Source organism: Arcicella aurantiaca (assembly GCF_003148625.1).
Taxonomy (GTDB): domain Bacteria; phylum Bacteroidota; class Bacteroidia; order Cytophagales; family Spirosomataceae; genus Arcicella; species Arcicella aurantiaca.
This window is the reverse complement of record NZ_QGGO01000037.1, coordinates 1-19451: the sequence shown is the minus strand read 5'-3', so window position 1 is coordinate 19451 and position 19451 is coordinate 1. Positions and strand designations below refer to the sequence as shown.

The 19451-nt window shown below is 33.6% G+C and carries 14 protein-coding genes; 2 read left to right on the top strand and 12 right to left on the bottom strand.

Going from position 1 to position 19451, the window contains the following annotated elements; all coding sequences use genetic code 11:
* Positions 1–652 precede the first annotated feature (652 nt).
* Both LV89_RS22145 and LV89_RS22140 read left to right on the top strand, forming a co-directional pair.
* Positions 653–1354: a hypothetical protein gene (locus LV89_RS22145; protein WP_109745117.1), complete on the top strand. Its 702-nt coding sequence runs from the start codon at positions 653–655 to the stop codon at positions 1352–1354.
* A 176-nt stretch (positions 1355–1530) separates the two neighbouring features.
* Positions 1531–2799 (top strand): hypothetical protein, encoded by a 1269-nt coding sequence (locus LV89_RS22140; RefSeq protein WP_109745116.1) that lies wholly within the window; start codon positions 1531–1533, stop codon positions 2797–2799.
* A gap of 157 nt (positions 2800–2956) precedes the next feature.
* Here the strand turns inward: LV89_RS22140 and LV89_RS22135 are convergent, their stop codons facing one another.
* The 12 genes from LV89_RS22135 to LV89_RS22085 form a co-directional block, all read right to left on the bottom strand.
* Complete coding sequence (locus LV89_RS22135) at positions 2957–4021, bottom strand: IS110 family RNA-guided transposase (protein WP_109745115.1); 1065 nt, start codon at positions 4019–4021, stop codon at positions 2957–2959.
* A 1347-nt stretch (positions 4022–5368) separates the two neighbouring features.
* Positions 5369–6538 (bottom strand): DUF6563 family protein, encoded by a 1170-nt coding sequence (locus tag LV89_RS22130; protein WP_109745114.1) that lies wholly within the window; start codon positions 6536–6538, stop codon positions 5369–5371.
* Between the two features lie 129 nt (positions 6539–6667).
* Positions 6668–6793, bottom strand: a complete 126-nt coding sequence (locus LV89_RS25870) for a hypothetical protein (RefSeq protein WP_262509878.1) — start codon at positions 6791–6793, stop codon at positions 6668–6670.
* Positions 6794–6929: 136 nt separating this feature from the next.
* The gene (locus LV89_RS22125) at positions 6930–7448 is read right to left on the bottom strand and encodes a hypothetical protein (RefSeq protein WP_146199235.1); all 519 of its coding nucleotides are present in this window, start codon (positions 7446–7448) and stop codon (positions 6930–6932) included.
* A gap of 93 nt (positions 7449–7541) precedes the next feature.
* A complete protein-coding gene (locus LV89_RS22120; RefSeq protein WP_109745112.1) occupies positions 7542–7895 on the bottom strand; it encodes a hypothetical protein in 354 nt (117 codons plus the stop codon).
* Positions 7896–8111: 216 nt separating this feature from the next.
* Positions 8112–8408 carry a hypothetical protein gene (locus LV89_RS22115; RefSeq protein WP_109745111.1) on the bottom strand — a complete coding sequence of 99 codons (297 nt, stop codon included), beginning with the start codon at positions 8406–8408 and terminating at the stop codon, positions 8112–8114.
* Between the two features lie 2 nt (positions 8409–8410).
* A complete protein-coding gene (locus LV89_RS22110) occupies positions 8411–8971 on the bottom strand; it encodes a hypothetical protein (protein WP_146199234.1) in 561 nt (186 codons plus the stop codon).
* A 9-nt stretch (positions 8972–8980) separates the two neighbouring features.
* Complete coding sequence (locus LV89_RS22105) at positions 8981–9436, bottom strand: hypothetical protein (RefSeq protein ID WP_109745109.1); 456 nt, start codon at positions 9434–9436, stop codon at positions 8981–8983.
* Complete coding sequence (locus tag LV89_RS22100; RefSeq protein WP_109745108.1) at positions 9433–16422, bottom strand: DUF6443 domain-containing protein; 6990 nt, start codon at positions 16420–16422, stop codon at positions 9433–9435. Before LV89_RS22100 ends, LV89_RS22105 begins: the two co-directional genes overlap by 4 nt.
* Positions 16423–16887: 465 nt before the next feature.
* Positions 16888–17100 carry a YqaE/Pmp3 family membrane protein gene (locus LV89_RS22095; RefSeq protein WP_109745107.1) on the bottom strand — a complete coding sequence of 71 codons (213 nt, stop codon included), beginning with the start codon at positions 17098–17100 and terminating at the stop codon, positions 16888–16890.
* Between the two features lie 48 nt (positions 17101–17148).
* Positions 17149–17982 (bottom strand): zeta toxin family protein, encoded by an 834-nt coding sequence (locus LV89_RS22090; RefSeq protein ID WP_146199233.1) that lies wholly within the window; start codon positions 17980–17982, stop codon positions 17149–17151.
* Positions 17945–18241, bottom strand: a complete 297-nt coding sequence (locus tag LV89_RS22085; protein WP_109745105.1) for a hypothetical protein — start codon at positions 18239–18241, stop codon at positions 17945–17947. The genes LV89_RS22090 and LV89_RS22085 overlap by 38 nt, the downstream gene beginning before the upstream one ends.
* Positions 18242–19451: the final 1210 nt, after the last annotated feature.

Here is a 19451-nt window from a genome sequence, read left to right as displayed (position 1 = left end):
TGTTTTATTTGAGAAAATATCGAATTTATGGCAATCCTATCAATCCACAATTATCTTTGTAAATCTCGCTAACCACTTATCCACAAGTGGTGCTGTTTCACCATAATCAGTAGATTAACGGTTCTTTGTCAATTTTGGTAAAAATCTATTGTGGACGGCTGTCAAGGTAACGTTGAGTAGATACGTATGGCTAAGTTGCTAAAAATACTTTAGAAATTCAAATGAAGTTTATTTTGTAAAATCAGGCAATTCTACGCTAAAATATTAATGAAATTTAGACTAATATTGTAATCCTCTATTGACACAGAATCAATATTGAAATTTTTAAACCAATTGCTAATGAAATACGCTACACAGGTTTTACCACCTTTACTAATCATTATATCGCAAAATTACTTCATCGAATATCTTTAATTTTCAAAAAAGCAATTCGTGGCGGTTATCTTCCAAATCGGTTGGATAGATGCCATAAATAAACAAGTTTTCACAACTGGTGACGGTTATAGGCTCGTTAGCGGTTAGGCTAAAATTAACAACAAAAAATAAATAACAAGGGAGATAGCATAACGTGGGACTAATGTGCTTTACTTAGAAATAAGTCTAAGAGATGACGGGTTCGAGTCCCGTTTCCCCCTCAAATATTAAAAATCAGATGACAAGGCAAGAAATTAATGACTTGTATGTTTTGCAAAGTAGAAATGTAAGGCGACTTAAACAAGTTCAGGCAAACTTGATTAGGGACATAAATTTCTGTTTGAAAAAAAATGATGATTTTCAGGTTGAAGTAAAGAGTAAACTTTTGGCATTGCTATACTGTACTTTATCCGAAGCACAATTTATACAAATTGTTCATACACCAGACGGTTTTACAAGTGCTGAAATTCAAACTATCAAGTCTGCAAAAAACAACAAACTTGAAGATGGTTGGAAGACTATGATTGACTTGGCAATGAACAAAGTTGGTGATTGGAGCAACAATACAGATTTAACTAATAGACGAAACTCAATACTAAAAATCATTGATGAGTTCATAATAAAGCCAAGTGTATTAAGGAATAAAATTGCTCACGGGCAATGGGAATTTGCATTAAACAGAGAAAATACAAAACAAAATGAAGACCTTACAAATCAATTAAGTAACTTAGACATAGTTCAAATAACTAAATGGTTTAAAATTCATCAGTTTATGGCACTTATTGTAAGGGACTTGATTCAATCCCCTAAAAAAGGATTTCATAATAATTATTGGGTGAACTTGACAAGTTTAGAACAATACTTAGAAACATCAAAAAATTGGACTTTGCAAAATAGAAAAGAAAGAGTTGCTAAAAAAAAACAATTTGATAAAAGCTGAAAAGTGCGAAATAAAAGCCAAACCGCTAACATTATGTTTGCGAAAAGGCGGGCAAATGTGCCTAATTTAGGCTTTTGTACTTTCTATAAACTTTGTGCGTAGGGCAAGGGAAGTGCTATTTAATCCCGCCCTTCGCAAACATTTTTCCGTTGTGCATCACTTTACACAGACAGACTATGAACAATTTTAGAATAATATTTTTAGCCTTATCCAGAAGTCTTGACATTGAAATAAAGTCAGACAATGAAATTGATGAAATAATCTATGACTTTATTATGGTTTTTGCCAAGGATATTGACTATGAAAACTTTAAAGTAAATATTGAATCTCTACAACAAAACACAACAGACTTAAAAAACAAAATTGATTTAGTTATTCAAAAGTATAAGACAAGTGAACCCAAAATACAACAAATAAATTCATACTTTAAAGACTTAAAGGACGATGAATATTTTTTCTTTTTTCCCAATTCTGAAATTTCAAAAGACCAAATTTTCCAATTTTATAACTTTCTATCAGCGAACGAAAAGAATGAAGATTATGAAACACTAACCAATCAAATTGACGACTCGTTTGGAGCGTTAAGAGATAAATATGAAATGTTTGCTTTTGATGAAAACACAAGAAATAAAATTGGAGAAACAGACAAATCAAAACGAATTTGCAGATTTTGCAATAGAGGTTCAGAAGAAGTTAAATTTAAAAAAGTTGCACATTCAATTTCAGAAGCTTTAGGAAACAAAAAAATAATTACTAATGACGAATGTGATTCTTGTAATGAAAAATTTGGTATAGGTATAGAAAATGACCTTATTCTATACTTGAATCTTTACAGAAATGTTTTTGGAATTCGAGGTAAAAGTGGCGTTCCCAAATTGAAAGGCAAAAATTTTGAAATGGAGAATAATGGCACAATTGAAATTAAACAATATTTGACTGACGAAGAGGTAAATGATTCTGAGAGAGACGACTTCAAAGTTAAATTAGAAACATCTCAAGAACTTACTGCACAAAATATATACAGGACTCTTTCTAAATACGCATTAAGTGTAATTGACAAGACCCTTATAGAACATTTTGGCGAAACAATAAAATGGATAAATGGAGACGTAAGTTTTGACAATTTACCAAAAGTTGCAATGCTAACGTCTTATTATTTATTTTCTTACCATCCTAAACTTATTGTATACATTAGGAAATCAGATGACTTTGAATTGCCTTTTGCCGTTGCAGAATTTAGATTTACTTTTTTGACTTTTGCATTTGTCATACCAAAATCAAGTAAGGACAATATTGATTTTACAAACGTAGAAGATTACAAAAAGTATTGGCAATTTTTCAAACATTTTAGTTCCGTTCCTAATTGGACATTTACAAAAATGGACGACACAACGGCAAGAAAATTTACTATGAATTTGAACTTTAAACCGAAGCAAAAGAAATAAAAGCGAACGCACAATAACTAAGGTACTATAATAAATAACAAGCAACTTTTAAATTATTTTCTTTAATTTTACCTTAATAGAAAGGAGATATACTACGATGCTTCGATAGTATTCTACCTTGTGTAATGCCAGTCAGTCTGGCATCATTTATCGTTTGTTAACTTGCCAAAGACAAGTTAACAAGAGAAGGAAAATCCAGTTTGACTTCTCTTGTATTCGTCTTTAAGAAATCTTTTTCAAATTCCACTTCATTTTTCCATAGTGCATAGATAATGACCAATAACTTCTTTTGAACTGCTACATAGCTTTTCATTTTTACTTTATGGTTTTCAAATGTTCGTTTGTATAAATTTTCAAATGGTGCTACTTTATTCCTTACTACACAGAAAGCAGGCAAGTGCAAGATTCGCCTGATGTGACTATTCCCTTTTTTTGAAATCCTCGTTTTACCTGTGTGTTTCCCAGATTGATTTTCAACTACATCGTAACCGGCATAACTGACTAATTGACTCGCATTTTCAAATAAAATAAATCCATTTGTTTCTGCAATCAATACTGCTATGGTTAATATTCCAACTCCTTTTATAAATGCAATATTTGTTACTTTCTTTTCAACTTCTGGGTCAGATTTGATATGCAAACTTATTTTTGCTTCAATTGCTGTAATCTGTTTATCAGTCAAATCTATTTGCTTTTGTATTTGTTTAACAATCGTTTTGTCAACATAAACACCTCTTTTTAAGGCATGTAGCTGATTGCTAAAAACATTTTTTATACTTTTAAGAGCTTCCTGATGCCGTGTCATGGACCGCAATATGTAAAAAAACTTACCCATAGGCTGCCAAAGTTTAAAATGTCTTTCAGCAAACATTTGGGCTAATGATTTGGCGTCAATTATATCATTTTTTGATTTAACACCCATTGCTTGCATGTATTTTTTTGCCTTGTTTGGCAATACGACAACCACTGAAAAGTTTTGCTCAAATAGATAGTAAGCACATTCTTCATAATAAACACCAGTAGCCTCCATGCCAATGATCAACTGATATTTTTCATCTTTTTTGTGTTTTTTAATCCAAACGATTAACTCTTCAAAACCTTTTTTTGTGTTGTTAATAACTTTAGAACTAATTACTTTCACCATTTGTACATCGTCAATAAACGACAAACAGGCATTGATTTTTTTTGAAGAAATATCCAATCCTACTGCATACTTTGCCATATATTTTGAGATTAATTTTTGAGATTTAAAAAAAAAGAGAATATTCTATACTGCTTTTACTCATATATTATACAGCATCATATTATTTAAAATGTGCTTAAGTACTATTGAAGCTAAGTAGAATAAAGCACGGAAGCCTTTCCTTAGTTTGAACATTGCAAAGCATGTTTTCTTTCGATGACCAGGTTACTTCCGTACTCCTTTTTTTTAATAAAACTATGAAAATATTTACAATTCAAAGATATGAGCATTCCTCGTGGCTGCAAGCCATGCGATGAACTTAACACCTCTGGTAGCTGTCGGCTTAGTTAATTTTTTTTATGGCTTGTCATTCGACTTGAAGATATTTAGAAGAGCAGGGTTTCACCTGCTTTTTTGTTTTTTAGGATTTCAGAGGATTGGATAAACTTGTTTCTCCGCAAACTTTATGTGCCTATATCTTCCCAAATCTTATTATTAGGAGATTCCTAATTAGTATTCCATTCGTATATTTTAAGTACAAAATTTCAACTACATTATTTTGAAGATTCGGATTTTGTAGAATCATTGAATTCGTCCTTGGTTCATTGATTCTTGGTTCTGGTTCTTGATTCTTAGTTCTTGGTTCTGATTCTTGGTTCTTGATTCTTAGTTCTTGGTTCTTGGTTCTGATTCTTGATTCTTGATTCTGATTCTTGATTCTGATTCTTGATTTACCAATTTTAATTACACCTCAAAAGTCGTAACTCCCAATTAAAGCGTTCCATAAAAATGAGAGGTTTTATAAAATCGTATCCAAATTAAAGCCAATATTCAAAAGACTACATTAATCATGTTTGCAAATTTTATATTGTTGTTACAAAAATCAAATTATATTTAATATTTACCACAATGAGTATTATAAAATATTAAAATCGAATAGAGACTTATCCCCCACTAAAGAAGTAAACTATGCTCCCTAAAATATTGATAAGCAATATTAAATCAATATGGTATGCAAAATAAAAGTCTAAAACAAAAAAGTTGCCCAAACGGAATCCATTTGGGCAATCTTAATTATTTGTTCTACACCTATTTATCTTTAATATTTCTGAATAATTATTTCTCCATGTTATTATTTAATAAAATATTTTACGCAAACTTTGACTTTATTCTACTTTTATCATACATTTGAGCGTGAAACCTTTGAATCGCTTTAATCAAATCCTTGCAAAATAATCCTTAATTTGCCACCGCCATAGCAACAAGGACTTTTGCAAGGATTTAACTTTTTACGAACTATTGATGCTCTCTGATTATCTTATAAGTTATTTTCAAAATGTTCTTTTCATCGTCTATTGGCATTGCTTTCAGCAAGTAATACATTTCTTATTCTCTCGCTCTTTTCCCGATAGAAATATCATATTCTTTATTCAATTCATTGATAAAAGTTTTCATTAATTCTGTACTTCGATTACCATGTTGATAGGCAATCTCATACGATTTACTATATTGCGGATAAGGAGCTAAAAGGCTTTTCAACACATCATAAGTTAGTGGCATTGACAAACCTGTTTTAGTATCAATAATAGCCTCCATTTTATTTTTCATACCTGTTGAAGCAAGATAGCCTAACAAGCCAAAAGCAGATGTCATTATAGAGGATGTCAGAACAGAAAACGTTTTATCTTTTACTAACGAATATCGTCCCAAGGTATGAATTTTGGCGTAATGGCTTTGGTCATAGGAATAATTGTTGGAATTTATGTAGATATTTTCCCCATCAGAGTAGCCATATAGTCTTAAACGTCTTGCCGATTTGTTAGGGTCTAAAATATTGACTCTATTTTCATCAATTGGTTCAACAATAAAAACCGTTGCGGTATCGGTTGGTGTATTATTGAAAAACTCTTGAAAAGTTCTGTATCCCCCTTTCCTTTTAATTGTCGCCGACAAAATGTTATTTGTGGAGTCCAATCGTTGAAAATGGAATAGTTCTGGTTGTTTCAAATATTTCCAATCAGATTTTTGAAATTCAATAAAAGCTTTATTCAAGAGTTGACGGATACGTTTTGGATGCCCTGCGGTTACGTCCATTCCGCCAGTTTCAATAAAATCTTGAAAGGTAAACAAGGCATTAAAATCTCCTTTCTCATTTTTTTGACAAAATACAACTGTCATATCAGCACGACCAGTTTCTGATAATGCTCCTGTGGCTTCACTTATCCAAAAATTTTGAACAACCATTTCGATTGGAGTTTGTTGGTCAATCTTCGCTGGATATTCTTGGGAAAAGTAATCCAGTAAAACAGAACTAATATTGTCTTCAAAATCTGCCACAACTTTTCTATTGCCCAAACCTTTTTGAACAAACCCAATATTGTCTTTGAACAAACGATTATCCCAAATTCCTTTGACATAAAAATCTCTTTTGAAATCTAAACTTTCAGTTTTATTGATTAGTTTTTCAATACCAATCAGGTGTTTTTCAGTTTGAGAGTACCCGATAATTGTGAAAAATAGGAATAAAGATGTAAAAAGTGTTTTTGCGTATTTCATGTTTTGGATGTTTGAATTTAAAAGAATCGACAATTTATTAAGACAGTTACTATCTTTAATTCCTTAATAAACTGTCGATTTTTAAGAAATGTTATCTCATTTAGATTTTGTCATATCACTCCTATAATTTCACCTATTATACCAAATGCTACCTTCTAAAGTTTCAAGTTCTCTTCCAATAAAAAACTCATTCTCAACGTCTAAATCTTCATAAGAATAAATTTCAGACAATTTGTTATCATACAATTTGTTCATTTTAAGTGATAAATATTGTTTTCGTCAGATGGCAGGTAAAGACACCATGCCACTGGACGGCGAGGTTCTACCGAACAAGTAAACAAGTTTTAAAAAATGAAAACAGCTTAAACCGAGTACACACAAAAAAGGCGAATTAAGCTCTTGAATTAAGCCATATTAAACACCATTTTAGATATTTATATGAATCTTCTTTTTCATTGGTTATCGCAATTTTTTGATTCACTTTTTTTATAGCTTTACTCATAACCTTTTTAGAAAAAAGTTCATTATTTTCTTCTAATACAAGTTTTATCATTTCAAGTGCCTCAAAATTGTCATATTTTGTTTTTAATGAGCATAGAATGACTATCAAATCATAGACACTCTCTCTCAAAAATTTTCCATTTAATGAATATATTAGTGTTCCAATATCTCTTCCATTGATATTTTTTTTTATCTCATCAATTACCATAGAAACAAAATCTTCTACTTCATATTCCGAGAGTAATAAAACAACATCATTTTTATTTTGACCGCTTGGAGTTGTTCTAAACAACTCAATTAAAATGTTTATATGATTTTCCTTCTCTTTCTCAATTGTTTGAATAATGTTTAAAACAGTTTCTGGACTTGATAAAAGTTCTTTTTCTTGAATAATTGTTTTATTTCCCATTTGCTTATTTTTTAGGTTTTCCCAATTAATCGTCAAAAGCTTCTTTAATATCATCTTTTGGAAGAGCTTTTCATTTTTGTCCTGCACGATAGGCTAAAAAAATGATTTTCTTTTAAAAGAAATTTGCATAGGTTGTAGAATTCTTTTTTCAAATTTTTCACGCTCTTTTATAGTTTCAAAATAGTCATAATCTTTATTTAGTTCTTTCCATTTACCTAATTCAAGACCATCATTTATACTTACAATAGCAAATTGAGTCTGTTTTTCATCAATTGCCTTTATCCAAGTAAGAATAATTTGATTTTCTTCTTTATAATAAAAATAACAAATATATCTATTGCCAGTAACAGAATTATTATCTGTTAATTCGGTTACTGATGGAGCATTAAAAGTAGGATTCTTTTGTTTAAAAATTTCAACTTTTTTAATTAATGATGAATCAGACATATTTACTTCAAATATTTCTGAATAAGGATATGACCCTGAGCTAAACACTTTACCTAATTTATAGAATGACAGTATTACAAGTATTACGATGAAAATAATTATCAGTTTCTTCATCCGAATTTTTGGTTTAAGGTTTTCTATTTAAAAAGGGCTTGCTTAATTCAACCCAATCATTATGTGCATCTAAAAATATTCCCTCGTGGTGCTACCGTAAAATTATATGGATGCTTTTTCCGACAAATACCTCAAAAGCAAACTTAACATCTTTAAAGAGTATGCAGTAGGGACATTAGAATCAGACTTATTTCTAAAATTATTTAAATGCTCTATTGAATCATATATTGATGCTAACGTACAATTAACAGGCTCTTTTGAAATATCTAAAAATTCTTCCTTTTGAATAAACCAACAAAAATCATCTTCAATTTCTATTTTCAAATCTCCGTAGTTATTTGTTAAATATTCAAAAATAAATTCTGAATATTCTTTTACATTATTGAATGTTATGTTCATAATTAAAAACCGTTTCTCGTTAAAATTTTATCTATATTATCACTAAATGTTTTTATTTCGTGTTTTAAATGATTAACTCTTGTACTAATAATTCTACGAATAACAGTAGGGTTTGAAGCATTTTTAGCTAAAATTCCTAAATTGTCAAATTTATAAGGGTCTTTCATGTACTGTCGTAACTTAGTGCTGTGTTCTATAATTTGTCGATAATGAGATTTTAATCCTCTAAAATCACTTTTACTAAGGTATTTTCCATATTTGAGAATTTTTCCAGCAGGTGAAACTCCTGGTGTATCTCCACCAATAGGAGAGATACCAACTATGCCTCTATCTTTACCATATTGTAATCCATTTTCTTTTCCACCAGTCCAATAATACTCTATATTACCCAAAAAACCAGTGTAAGGTTCTCTATTTTTAGCACCAAGTAATTCCAATAAATGGATGTCTTCTTCATCATTTTCACTATGAGCTAAATGATTCAGACCACTCACAATCAATCCATTTCTTGCTTCATCCCAAAAACTACCACCAAACACCACCTGATAATAACGTACCTGCACCACCTAAAATTATTTATGCGGACTGGGTGGTTGAAGTTTAAACCACTCAATAGTTTCCCAATTAGGAATCTCTTCTTTAACAATATTACCTTTTAAAAATATCTGTCGTTTGGGGTAATAATCTCTCAATGACCTATTGGTATCATTATATTGATTAATATATATACTTGAATTTTGTTTTTCAAAAGACAAGTACATAATTCTTAATCTATCAGCATTTTGAAACTTATAAACATAAGGTTCAAACTCTTTTTTCAAAAATTTAATCATAGAATACGTTACTTCTAAACTATCTCCTAATCTTTTTTTGGTTTCAATAACTAAATTGATTGTATCTGCATTAAATTCATTTAGCTGAGATTTTCCAAAACTAATAGCCTGTTCTTCTATTAATTTGTCATAATTAACTGTCTCATTACAAGAGTACAGAAAAAATATTAAAATAAAGTACGCAATATTTTTCATTTTTGTAAATATTTAAAAAGTGATTGATTACCTGATAAAAGACCAGATACTGAATAATTCTTTAACTGATAAGATGGCTGATATACACCCTTAAAATAACGAAAGTAATCATATGCCATAACCCGATTATCCCTTGTCAAGGCAAAATTAGTCTTTCCTATTCTTTGAGAAAAGCCTCCATCTTCTGGCGACATTTGATACATACCAGAAGGTAATAACTTACCATCATTTCCTAAACGTTGATGTGTATGCAAATACCCTTTAACATTATACCCTTTACCACCAAAAAAAACTTTTCCACCTCTCAATTTGTAATAATCTGGGTATGAAGTCGTCTGTCCATTTTTAGTTATTGGGGTAACTAATACACCTCCATCAACTAAAAATGCAGAATGTTCAATATCTTTACTTACTGCATTTTTCCACATAAAATTGTAGGCTTCTGTTTCATCCTTATAAAGTTTTCCATAACCATCACCACCTCCCCCATGTGCCAAATGATTCAAACCACTAACAATCAGACCATCTCTTGCACCGTCCCAAAAGTTACCACCAAACAATTCTGCTGTAATACCTCCTGATAAACCACCTGCTAATAATTGACCTACTCCTCCCAAACCTCCCGAAAGACCAGCAAAACTCGATGAAATACCACTACTGGCTGCACCTTGCCAGAAATCACCACCAAAGGCAGCACTTTGCAAACCACCCGATAAGGTGTGTGTACCTGCTTGTAAAAGTCCTTTGCCTACAAAGTTGCTCATGCCTGAAAATGCTCCTCCAATGGCACTGGCTATACCACCTCCAATTGCTCCTTGAACACCTGGCAATAAAAACTGTCCTATATTCGAAGGCATTTTCCCACTTACAGCATTACCAATGGCACTTGTGAAAAGCCCGACCATAAAACCAATACACATCGGACATTTCCCATCAGGGTCATTCAACATACTTGGGCGATTCCAAGAGTAGGCAAAAGGGCTTAATGAAATTTGTCCACCTTCTGTACTGGAAGGGTCAAAGCTATTCATCCTACCAGTTGTAGAATCATAATCTCGCCAATCTAACAACGTATTTCCTGTTATATTATCGTTTTCTTTTCCAGATACCAAATAACGGTCTGAAATAGAAGAGTTTAACGAATATTCTGTACCTGATAATACGTTTGACCAAGCATCATACGACTGACTTTGCGTAATAAAGGCAGTCCCCAAAGAATCCTTATAACTCAATCTAAGATTTCCTACATGGTCGGTATAACTGTACTCCAATTTCCCATTTACAAAACGTCCTTCTGAGTTTTGTATTTCCGAAACCTTAAAATCATTCAAACTTGTTACGTTTCCAGTGAATTGATAAACCATTTCACCATCATAAAGCGTATAACTCGTTACACCATTTTTGGTAACTTTTCTTTGCCTTCTTTCGCCCGTAGAGGTGTAAAAATATTCAACTTTGGTACTATCGTTAAAGATAACTTTCGATACCAAATCTAAGAAATTATATTTGATATTGAAGATACTTTTGTTGTTATCCTTCGTTAATTTTCCATCTACTGAAAAAGCATAATCGTTTCCGGATACGTCTCTAAAATCGTTAGCAGGTGCATTTCCACTAACAGCATCATCAACTTTTTGTAGTTTATTACCATTGTCGAGATAGCTATAAGTTAGATTATCCACCAAACCGTAAGTATTTGCCCCAGTCTTACTATACCGTTGTAAATGCTGAATATTCCCATTAACATCATAGTCCGTTGAAACAGAATAATTTTCAGCACCAACGCCAACAAATTGAGCATTCGTGAGTTTATTTGAACGGTCATAAGAATATGTATAACTTCTATTCTGAGGACTATTTTGAGATTTCCAAGAAAACTTGGAAATTGAACCGTCAAATAATCTGCCGTCTTCATGATAGTCAATCTTATAACTAAACAACTTATCCAGAGACACTTGCGTATTGCCAGAAGCATCCAGATTAACGCCTCTCATTTGTCCACGAACATTATAGCTGTATTCAATGACTTGCAAAGCCGCACCCTTCACAGGGGCAAGCGAACCCATTTGCAATTTACTGTTCGTCAGAAAATTAAGTGTTCCTGCATCGTACAATGTTCCTGCTTGTACGGTCGTGTTAGCAGGAATTGTAATGATATGTCCCGAATTGATAACCGCTGGAGTCGTTAAACTTGGAATCGTGTTATTTGTCCAAATGCTTGCCGTTGTCCAAGTTCCTGACTGTAAACTACTGATAACATTGGCATTAGGTTGAACCATTTTAGTTTTTAGCCTACCAATATCATCAAAAAATAGCGAAACCATTTTGAATCTTGGCACTTTATCAACCGTTCCCTCTTTCAAAGTGTAGTACATTTCTTTGGCTCTACCTGTATGGTCAAGGATATTTTCAGTCGTTCGGGTGCGGTCTAAATCTCCACTTTTGCGGTAAATCATTTGAGATTGTAAAGTTTCTCCAATGAAATTGTACTTAATATCGCTCTGATTACGGGCGTATAAGTCTTGGTAAATGATGGTCTGTAAAGGTCTATTTTTATCGTCATAATATACCGTACTTGGAAAAGCAAAGTCGCCAAAATTATCAATTTTGTGTAAGCCTCCTGTCATTAATCCTTTGGCATTCGCTACTGAGTAAGCTGTTGAATTATAAGGATTTACTTGAAAACCATAAGCAGAAATACTACCTGAGTAGTTGTCATTGTATCTAAAATTATAATCGTCAAAATAATGAATATTTTTCCACGTAGCATCATTAATATAAGTTCTCAGAGCTGATGGAAAACTACGATTGGTATATTTCCGAAAACTACTACTTTGTATGGTATCTCTTTCTTCAAATTGATTAGCATCGGTGAAATTATCAAAGAGATTTTGAAGATAAGCACGTGTATAGGTACTTGGCAATTGTACCTGCCCATCTCTAATTAGTCTTTTTTGTCCGTCTTCTTGTGCGAAATTCCACGTATTATTTTTGGCTAATTCATCATCATCTTGACTCATCACGGCTTGATTCATTCGAGAAAATATCGTCCGTGACCAACCGATACCAGGTTTGTGAGATTCAAAAATACGTCCCCTGCCGTCATAATGAAGAGCATACACGTTTTCGTTAAATTCCGCCCACGATTCAAAAGAAATCGTGCCTAATGTTCCCAAAGCGTTGTAGGCTTTCGGGGGTAGAATAAATCTTAGCCTATTTGCTTCATCAAAAACATAACAAGTTGATAAATAATTAGTTGCATCAACTTGTACGTCTCTTTGTATAACATTCCCTGATTTATCTTTATATTCGATTACCTTATTACCTCGTTCATCAATACTGGTCATTTTTGATAATTCGTAGGTTGGATAAGTATCAATATAAGCAACATCACTATCATAAAAGAGTCTAAATCTTTTTATACCTTTAGCCGTTTCGTATTTATTTTGAACGTATTTACTGCTGTCTCGCCAAACTTTCCCTTCTCCATAACTTTTATAAATTCTACTAAGGGGTGATGCTTCATATTCCAATACTTCCGAATAAGGCATAGCATCTTCGTAAAAACTCTTGGCAGTTGATTTGACAAGGGCAGTATCTAACATACTGCCGTCTGATTTAGAGCTTTCAATGGATAACCAATTTCTTATGGGGCGGTTGAAAATATCATAATCTACCACTCCCGAAATCATATCTTTTCTATTTGGCGATGCTTTGTGGGCTACATTTTCAACCGTTCTACCCGAACCATCAAAATATTGAATACTAATGATACAAGAATCCACTCCTAAACTTAGAGCGTCTGTGGTGGCAAATCTTGGGATTCGGGTAATGATGCGGTTATAGTCTGTATTGGTAGTAACATCAGGGTCGCTGTCTGCTTTCCCACGATAAACGTATTGAAGGTGTTTTAAAACTTTACCGTCTTTGTCGGTTTGTTGTTTTAGTTTTCCGTCGGCATAATATTCATTGCTTACGGAAAGACCATTTGCACTGGTCTGTTTGCTTGCTCCGTATAAGATTTTAGCGTATTCTGTTGTGGCGGTTTGCTCAGATGCTTGCTCAACATTAGACGTTTGACTAATGGCTAAGGTTGGATAAGTAGCATCATAATTGATTTTGGCAGTTGAGCCAAAACGGACGGAACTTTGTATGGGTAAGCCGATAGGCGTATAGGCATCTACGGTTGTTTTTAAATCATAAGAGCCGTCTTTGGTGAATGTATCAGTACTGGCATCATAATTTATTTCGGTAAAAGTGGCTCTTGGTACATTCTCTAAAACATAGTTTGATTTGGGTAATCCTGCCTTAAAAGTTACAGAATCCTTATCGTAATAACTTTGGAAGGAGGCGTTTACAACAAAACTTGTAGCCGTAAAATCTTTTTTGCGAAGGATATTTTCAATAACAGCATTAAAAATGTGCTTTTGTCGGAGTTGATAAATGCCCTTAGCTTCAATATTTGTAGGGGCAACCATTCCAAAATCAAAATCGAAAGGGTATTTTATTGAATTTTCAACCGTATTTCCATAACTATCAGTAGTAATAGTTTTGATGACTTGGTTGTGCTTACCTTGAATTGGGTATTCATAATTGATAAATGAAATAACAGGGTTTGTACCGTCTTGGCTATACGTTTTGGTAGTATCGGAAGTTAGACGAAAGCTATTGTAAAATTCTCCGTAATATTTTTCAAAGTTGTAATTTTTATCAACTAATCGGAAGGAATGATATTGGAAAAAATAAGGCGTTGAACCTTGTAATTGTTGTTCAGTATAAACGCTACTTTTTTGAGAAAGCAATTGATTAGCTCTTCCGTAAACGGATACTTTTGAAGGAACACCAACTGTATTTTCGTGAAAGGGAATCCATTTCCAAGGACGTAAATAGCGGCTTGTATCACAAGTGGTTGTCGGATATGGAACGGCAGGAGGATATTGAGTTACGCAATTATAGGTTACCGTTTCTATCAAATTTATTTCTGTGGTAGGTTGCAAAAACTCAGAAACGGTACTACCCAAACTATCCGTTTCAGTACCTGTTAAAATCGTTTCTTTTACACGAGAATATCCCACCGCTGGACGACCACTTTCTGATAAAAGTTGTTGGTATAAACCTGAGTACCAATATTCATTATGTAAGCCTGTATAATCCGTTTTATCATCAAAATGATAGACAGGTTTTAGACATAAAAAGCCAGAAGATTTACCATTTGTTTGAAGGTAGTCATAGCGTTTAACGGCTTTGAGGTTAGAAATAGAATCAATATAGGTTATTTTCTTTACCCGACTTCCTCCAATAATATTTGAAAAATTACTGGCTTTATGGTTCTCATAATCTAACAAAGTTGTACCACCAGTAGAGTGAGAAATTGCCGTTAAAGTGCCGTATTGCGACCAACCAACACTTGCCGTTTTATTGGCATATTGTCCACTGGTACATACTCTAAAAGCATCTTCGCCAATCATCGTATTTGCAGATAAAACACCATTCAGATAGCCCCAATGGTCAATTCCTTGCGTAAAACGACTTGGTAATGGAAAACCATCATCATAATACTTGAAAGTATATTTGTTACCGTCTGGCTCTTCAATACTTCTTAATTTGAATCTTCGTTGATGGGTATAGCCAAGCATGGCGTAAGAATAACCTGAAAAAATAGAAAAGACATTGGAAGGGTCTGTGCCGTAATTATAATCATAATTGAATTTCCATTCAAAAACTTTTGTCGGGTCGTCTTTACCATAGACCGTTATTCTGTGTAAAGCTCTGGTATTGGAAGAATTAGCAGGATAACGACTATAATTATCTATGTCTTGTCGTGCAGGATAGGTGTTATTGAGATACCAATATAAAGAACCGTCTTCTAATACATCACTCGACCAACCTCCTTTATTAATTTCTACTACTTGTGTTTGATTACTGATTTTAAACAGCGTGGCATTGCGGATAAAAACCTTGTTAATTTTTTTATCCATACCGTTAAAAGTGCAGTTTACAGTAGTAGTCGATTGGTCAGCAACTTTAAAAAATGAGTAATCAGTATCGTGGTATTCAAAGGTGGTTTCGTGTCCAAAAGCCGTTACAATCTTATTCAAATTCCAAGCACTGGTTACTCTTTCAGCTTCAATATATTTATAAAAATTACTTGTACCAAAGTGGTTACTATTATCAGTAGCTTCGGTGGCTTCCATCTCAAAACTACTATCAATGTCCGTACCGTCAAACAGGTATTTTGTGCCGTCTGGCATCGTAACGACCCAATGGCTAAACAATCCAACGATGTCGCCCACATTGTATCTTTCTTGCCATGTTACGCTCACATCAATATCTGCTTCGGGGAAAAAATGAGCTTTGTGGTTTACATCAAAACTAAACTTATAACTTGTTCCATTGATATTGAGAAAAAATAAATCTGGTTGAGAATCATTTTCATCATCATTATCAGCACGAAGACCGTATTGATAATATCCTTTGCGAGCAGTTTTATTAAAACTGTTATCCAAAGTATATTTCCCTTCATCTGGAATCCCTCTTACAATGCGTGAAATTTGAAAAAGAAAGGTAGCAGTCCAATTCATGCCCGTCCAAGAAGCAATATCATGTCCTTTCATACCCGAAGCATTATAACCCATCGCAAGGGGAACGGATGCACCACCATTTTCAGCAAGCGTATAAATAGGGAAACCAATAATAGGCGTTCCCGTATATAGATTTACTGGAATATCTTGAAAACGATTCACAAAATTACTTTCAGCCGAAGAAGTAGGCTTTTGTCCCGATGGTGTACCTCCTGCCACAGAAGCAATTACAGGGAGAGCTTTGTCTAATAGAGTAGGGTCTTGTGTTTTCGGAGCTTCTTTACTTTCGGTAGGCTTGTCCAAAGGTTGAGCTTTGGGGTCAGTAATTTCTTGGGCGATAGAAACAATATTTACGAAGAGTATGCACACAAGCACACTCAAAGAGCGTTGTAAAAATGTAGTCATTTGACGGCTTTTAAAGGTAAAATTTGAGGAACTATTACTATTACACACAATCAACAAAAATTGCGTGGGAACGCATACTTATAACTTTGCTCATGAAGGGGGTCGAATCCCGTGTACACAGAGTTAAAGCAACGTCCCACGCAATTGCATGGGACGTTTAGCCCTAAATCCACCTATGTACTTACTTTCGACCGCTTTACATGAACAGGAGGGTTAGCTAAACGTAATATATTTTAAAATATTTTTTCTTCTATACTCTAAATATTTATGGTTTAAAAAAGTTTGCAATGTTAAACCGTGTTTCTTATACCTCCAAACATTGACCAGATTATTTTGTGTTAAAACCCTAAAATAGGGTAATTCTACGTAATGCCATAAGGTAAATTTACCCTATAAAAACAACTTATCGCTTATATATCACACTCGAAATGTTGATTTTATTCATTGGAAAAGATGCAAAATATACTATTTCGGTTGTTGATTGATTTTTTGCATTTCCTTTATTAAATCTTTATTTCGCTTGTCCGCTTTGGCTTCGCTCCTTGAAGATACCGCCCAAAAAGCGGCTGGCAACCACCCAATTAGAGTGACTTGTAGTATTAAACAGATGATACCTTGTATGATTTTTCCACGCAAAAAGAAGGATAACCAAGGCAATAAAATGGCGACTATTAACATAATTTGTACGAAGGTTTAATGAAATATTTATTATTGTGTATGATTCTATTATTGTTTGGCTCTTATCAAATTCCACCCCCACGAAATGCGTTCCTCTTCTTGACTGTCCATAATTCGATTTCTCTCTTGATGAAGGATTTCCGAAGGAAGTATTTCATTATCCCATTTTCCACCACTAATTCTCTGAGTTTCATAGATAATATTCTGAGCCTGTGCCGTATAAATTACCATCTTATTTAAAGCTTCAGGGTCTTGATACAAAACGTCTGCTACTCTCGGAATATTGTCAAAAGCGGTGTCATGAAGGTCTTGATAAATGAATTGTCCTTTTCCTAAATATGCTTTTTGGCTCTCATAACGCTCGTGAACGCCTACCCATGAACGTTGCTGGTGAACAGCCAGAATATGCGTTTCTATTCGGTAATTTTTCTTTTGGGCTTTATGAATAGTTGTCAATGGAGTTGCCAAAGTTCGCATGGTAACGTCTAAGATAAAACTAATTCTTTTTTCTAAAGCGTATTCTTGAAAATAATCCACCAAAATATTAGCGAATAACTGCGGACTTACCGTAGATTCTTTACTATCTTCTTGGAAATATTCATCATAATTAGGATGAAACCTTTTGAGTTCATTTCCATTGATAATAACAGGTTTGGCTATTTTAGTTTCCCTAAATCCTTCAATGATTCTTTCATTCAAACTTGTTTTTCCAGACGATGGTTGTCCGCCTACAATATAGCAAGTGGGCATTTCTTCCGCTTGGCGATTTCCAAATAATTCTATTCGGAGCATTCCTAAAATCTCGGATATTTCGAGTTGAGTTATTCCTAATGTAAGGAGTTTTTCAACGTGGGGCGGCGTAATAGGTTTTAATTTCTTCACTGTATTGGGTTTTTGATTTTTGAATGACGGTTTCAGTTTGGGTAGAGTCGTAAAGTAGTAGATTGCGTTCAATGCCTAAATCTTGTAATTCTAATCGCCAAGTGGCAATTTTATTAATATCGGGACTTGGTTTATTCATTTCTCTAAGAATCTTGCTCATTCGGATTCCCTTCATTTCTGCTATTATTTCGATGGCTATTTCCAAATCAAGCCAATGTTGGGCGGATTGAATGTGAGGATTTGGTGTTTGATTTTTCATTTTCAAGTGTTTACGGTAAACTAATATGTGTTGATTTCTATGACAGAAAACAAAATCATTACTTACGTGAAAACTGAAAAAGATTTTCTGAATGAAATTCAAAAAAAGTGCGGATAGTGAGGGTAACAATTGGACACGAAAAAAGCGTGAACGTTACTATCACTTAGTATCTGTGGCTCTGGTAAACCTGCACACATAAGCAAAGCAACGCCACGCTTTGAACGTGGCGTTTAAAACTCTACTCCCTGTGTGCATTAAAAAATTTACCAGATTTTCAGTACAGGATTCAGTCTAAACGCAATCTATGTTTTTAATTTAATATTTCTATGTTATCTGTTTTGCGTGCAATGTTAAGGAGGAATTGTAATTTTTTCAAATAAATAATCAATTTTTATTTCATCATATCTTTCTACTCGGATTATTGTAGTTGTATTTCTTATACATCAATATTTATTATCCTATGGTAATTTCAAATAATATACTTGGGAGAATTAGAAATTATTTGTATTTTAAACCTTCGCAATAAATTTCCACAAGCACCTAAAAATCAATCAATTACTTTTAAATACGATTAATTTTAAGCATTGTGCGTAGGCAACGAGCTTGCTCCCACAAAATGCTGCCATTCAAACGTGCGATAGGTTGCGAAAAGGAAGTTTGTTTGGATGCAGTTTGTGGGAGTATGCTCGTAATAATGTTCCAAAACGGTTTTCGTAGGCTCTGGCGGTGGCTCTGAGAAAATGGTTTTGGAACTCACACGAAAGACTCTGCCATTAAAAACCGCTTTGAGCGTTAGGAAATTGGCGGTTAAGAATGAAATAGTGTATTGTAGGGCTTGTGAAAGGGAACACTATTTCGTTTTTAACCGCCAATTTAGCGAGGGCTTTTTTAGACTTTCAAGAAAATATAGGTATAGCAGGGATAATTAGCGGTTTTCTTGAAGGTCGTTTTTTCTCCGCCCCATTGGTTTTGAATAGCTTGTGCGGTGGCTCTGTCAAAACGGATAGGGCGGTAAACATAAACATTCAGCCGCTTTGAGCGTTGGGAAATTGGCGGTTAAGAATGGAATAGTGTATTGTAGGGCTTGCAAAGGGAGAACACTATTTCGTTTTTAGCCGCCAATTTAGCGAGGGCTTTTTTAGACTTTCAAGAAAATATAGGTATAGCATAGATAATGAGCGGTTTTCTTGAAGGTCGTTTTTCTCCGCCC

Bases quoted from the DNA above. Each gene is read 5' to 3' on its own strand.
- LV89_RS22130 (WP_109745114.1), bottom strand. From the start codon at position 6,538: ATGAAATACGCAAAAACACTTTTTACATCTTTATTCCTATTTTTCACA.
- LV89_RS25870 (WP_262509878.1), bottom strand. From the start codon at position 6,793: ATGAACAAATTGTATGATAACAAATTGTCTGAAATTTATTCTTATGAA.
- LV89_RS22120 (WP_109745112.1), bottom strand. From the start codon at position 7,895: ATGTCTGATTCATCATTAATTAAAAAAGTTGAAATTTTTAAACAAAAG.
- LV89_RS22140 (WP_109745116.1), top strand. From the start codon at position 1,531: ATGAACAATTTTAGAATAATATTTTTAGCCTTATCCAGAAGTCTTGAC.
- LV89_RS22115 (WP_109745111.1), bottom strand. From the start codon at position 8,408: ATGAACATAACATTCAATAATGTAAAAGAATATTCAGAATTTATTTTT.
- LV89_RS22095 (WP_109745107.1), bottom strand. From the start codon at position 17,100: ATGTTAATAGTCGCCATTTTATTGCCTTGGTTATCCTTCTTTTTGCGT.
- LV89_RS22145 (WP_109745117.1), top strand. From the start codon at position 653: ATGACAAGGCAAGAAATTAATGACTTGTATGTTTTGCAAAGTAGAAAT.
- LV89_RS22100 (WP_109745108.1), bottom strand. From the start codon at position 16,422: ATGACTACATTTTTACAACGCTCTTTGAGTGTGCTTGTGTGCATACTC.
- LV89_RS22125 (WP_146199235.1), bottom strand. From the start codon at position 7,448: ATGGGAAATAAAACAATTATTCAAGAAAAAGAACTTTTATCAAGTCCA.
- LV89_RS22135 (WP_109745115.1), bottom strand. From the start codon at position 4,021: ATGGCAAAGTATGCAGTAGGATTGGATATTTCTTCAAAAAAAATCAAT.
- LV89_RS22085 (WP_109745105.1), bottom strand. From the start codon at position 18,241: ATGAAAAATCAAACACCAAATCCTCACATTCAATCCGCCCAACATTGG.
- LV89_RS22105 (WP_109745109.1), bottom strand. From the start codon at position 9,436: ATGAAAAATATTGCGTACTTTATTTTAATATTTTTTCTGTACTCTTGT.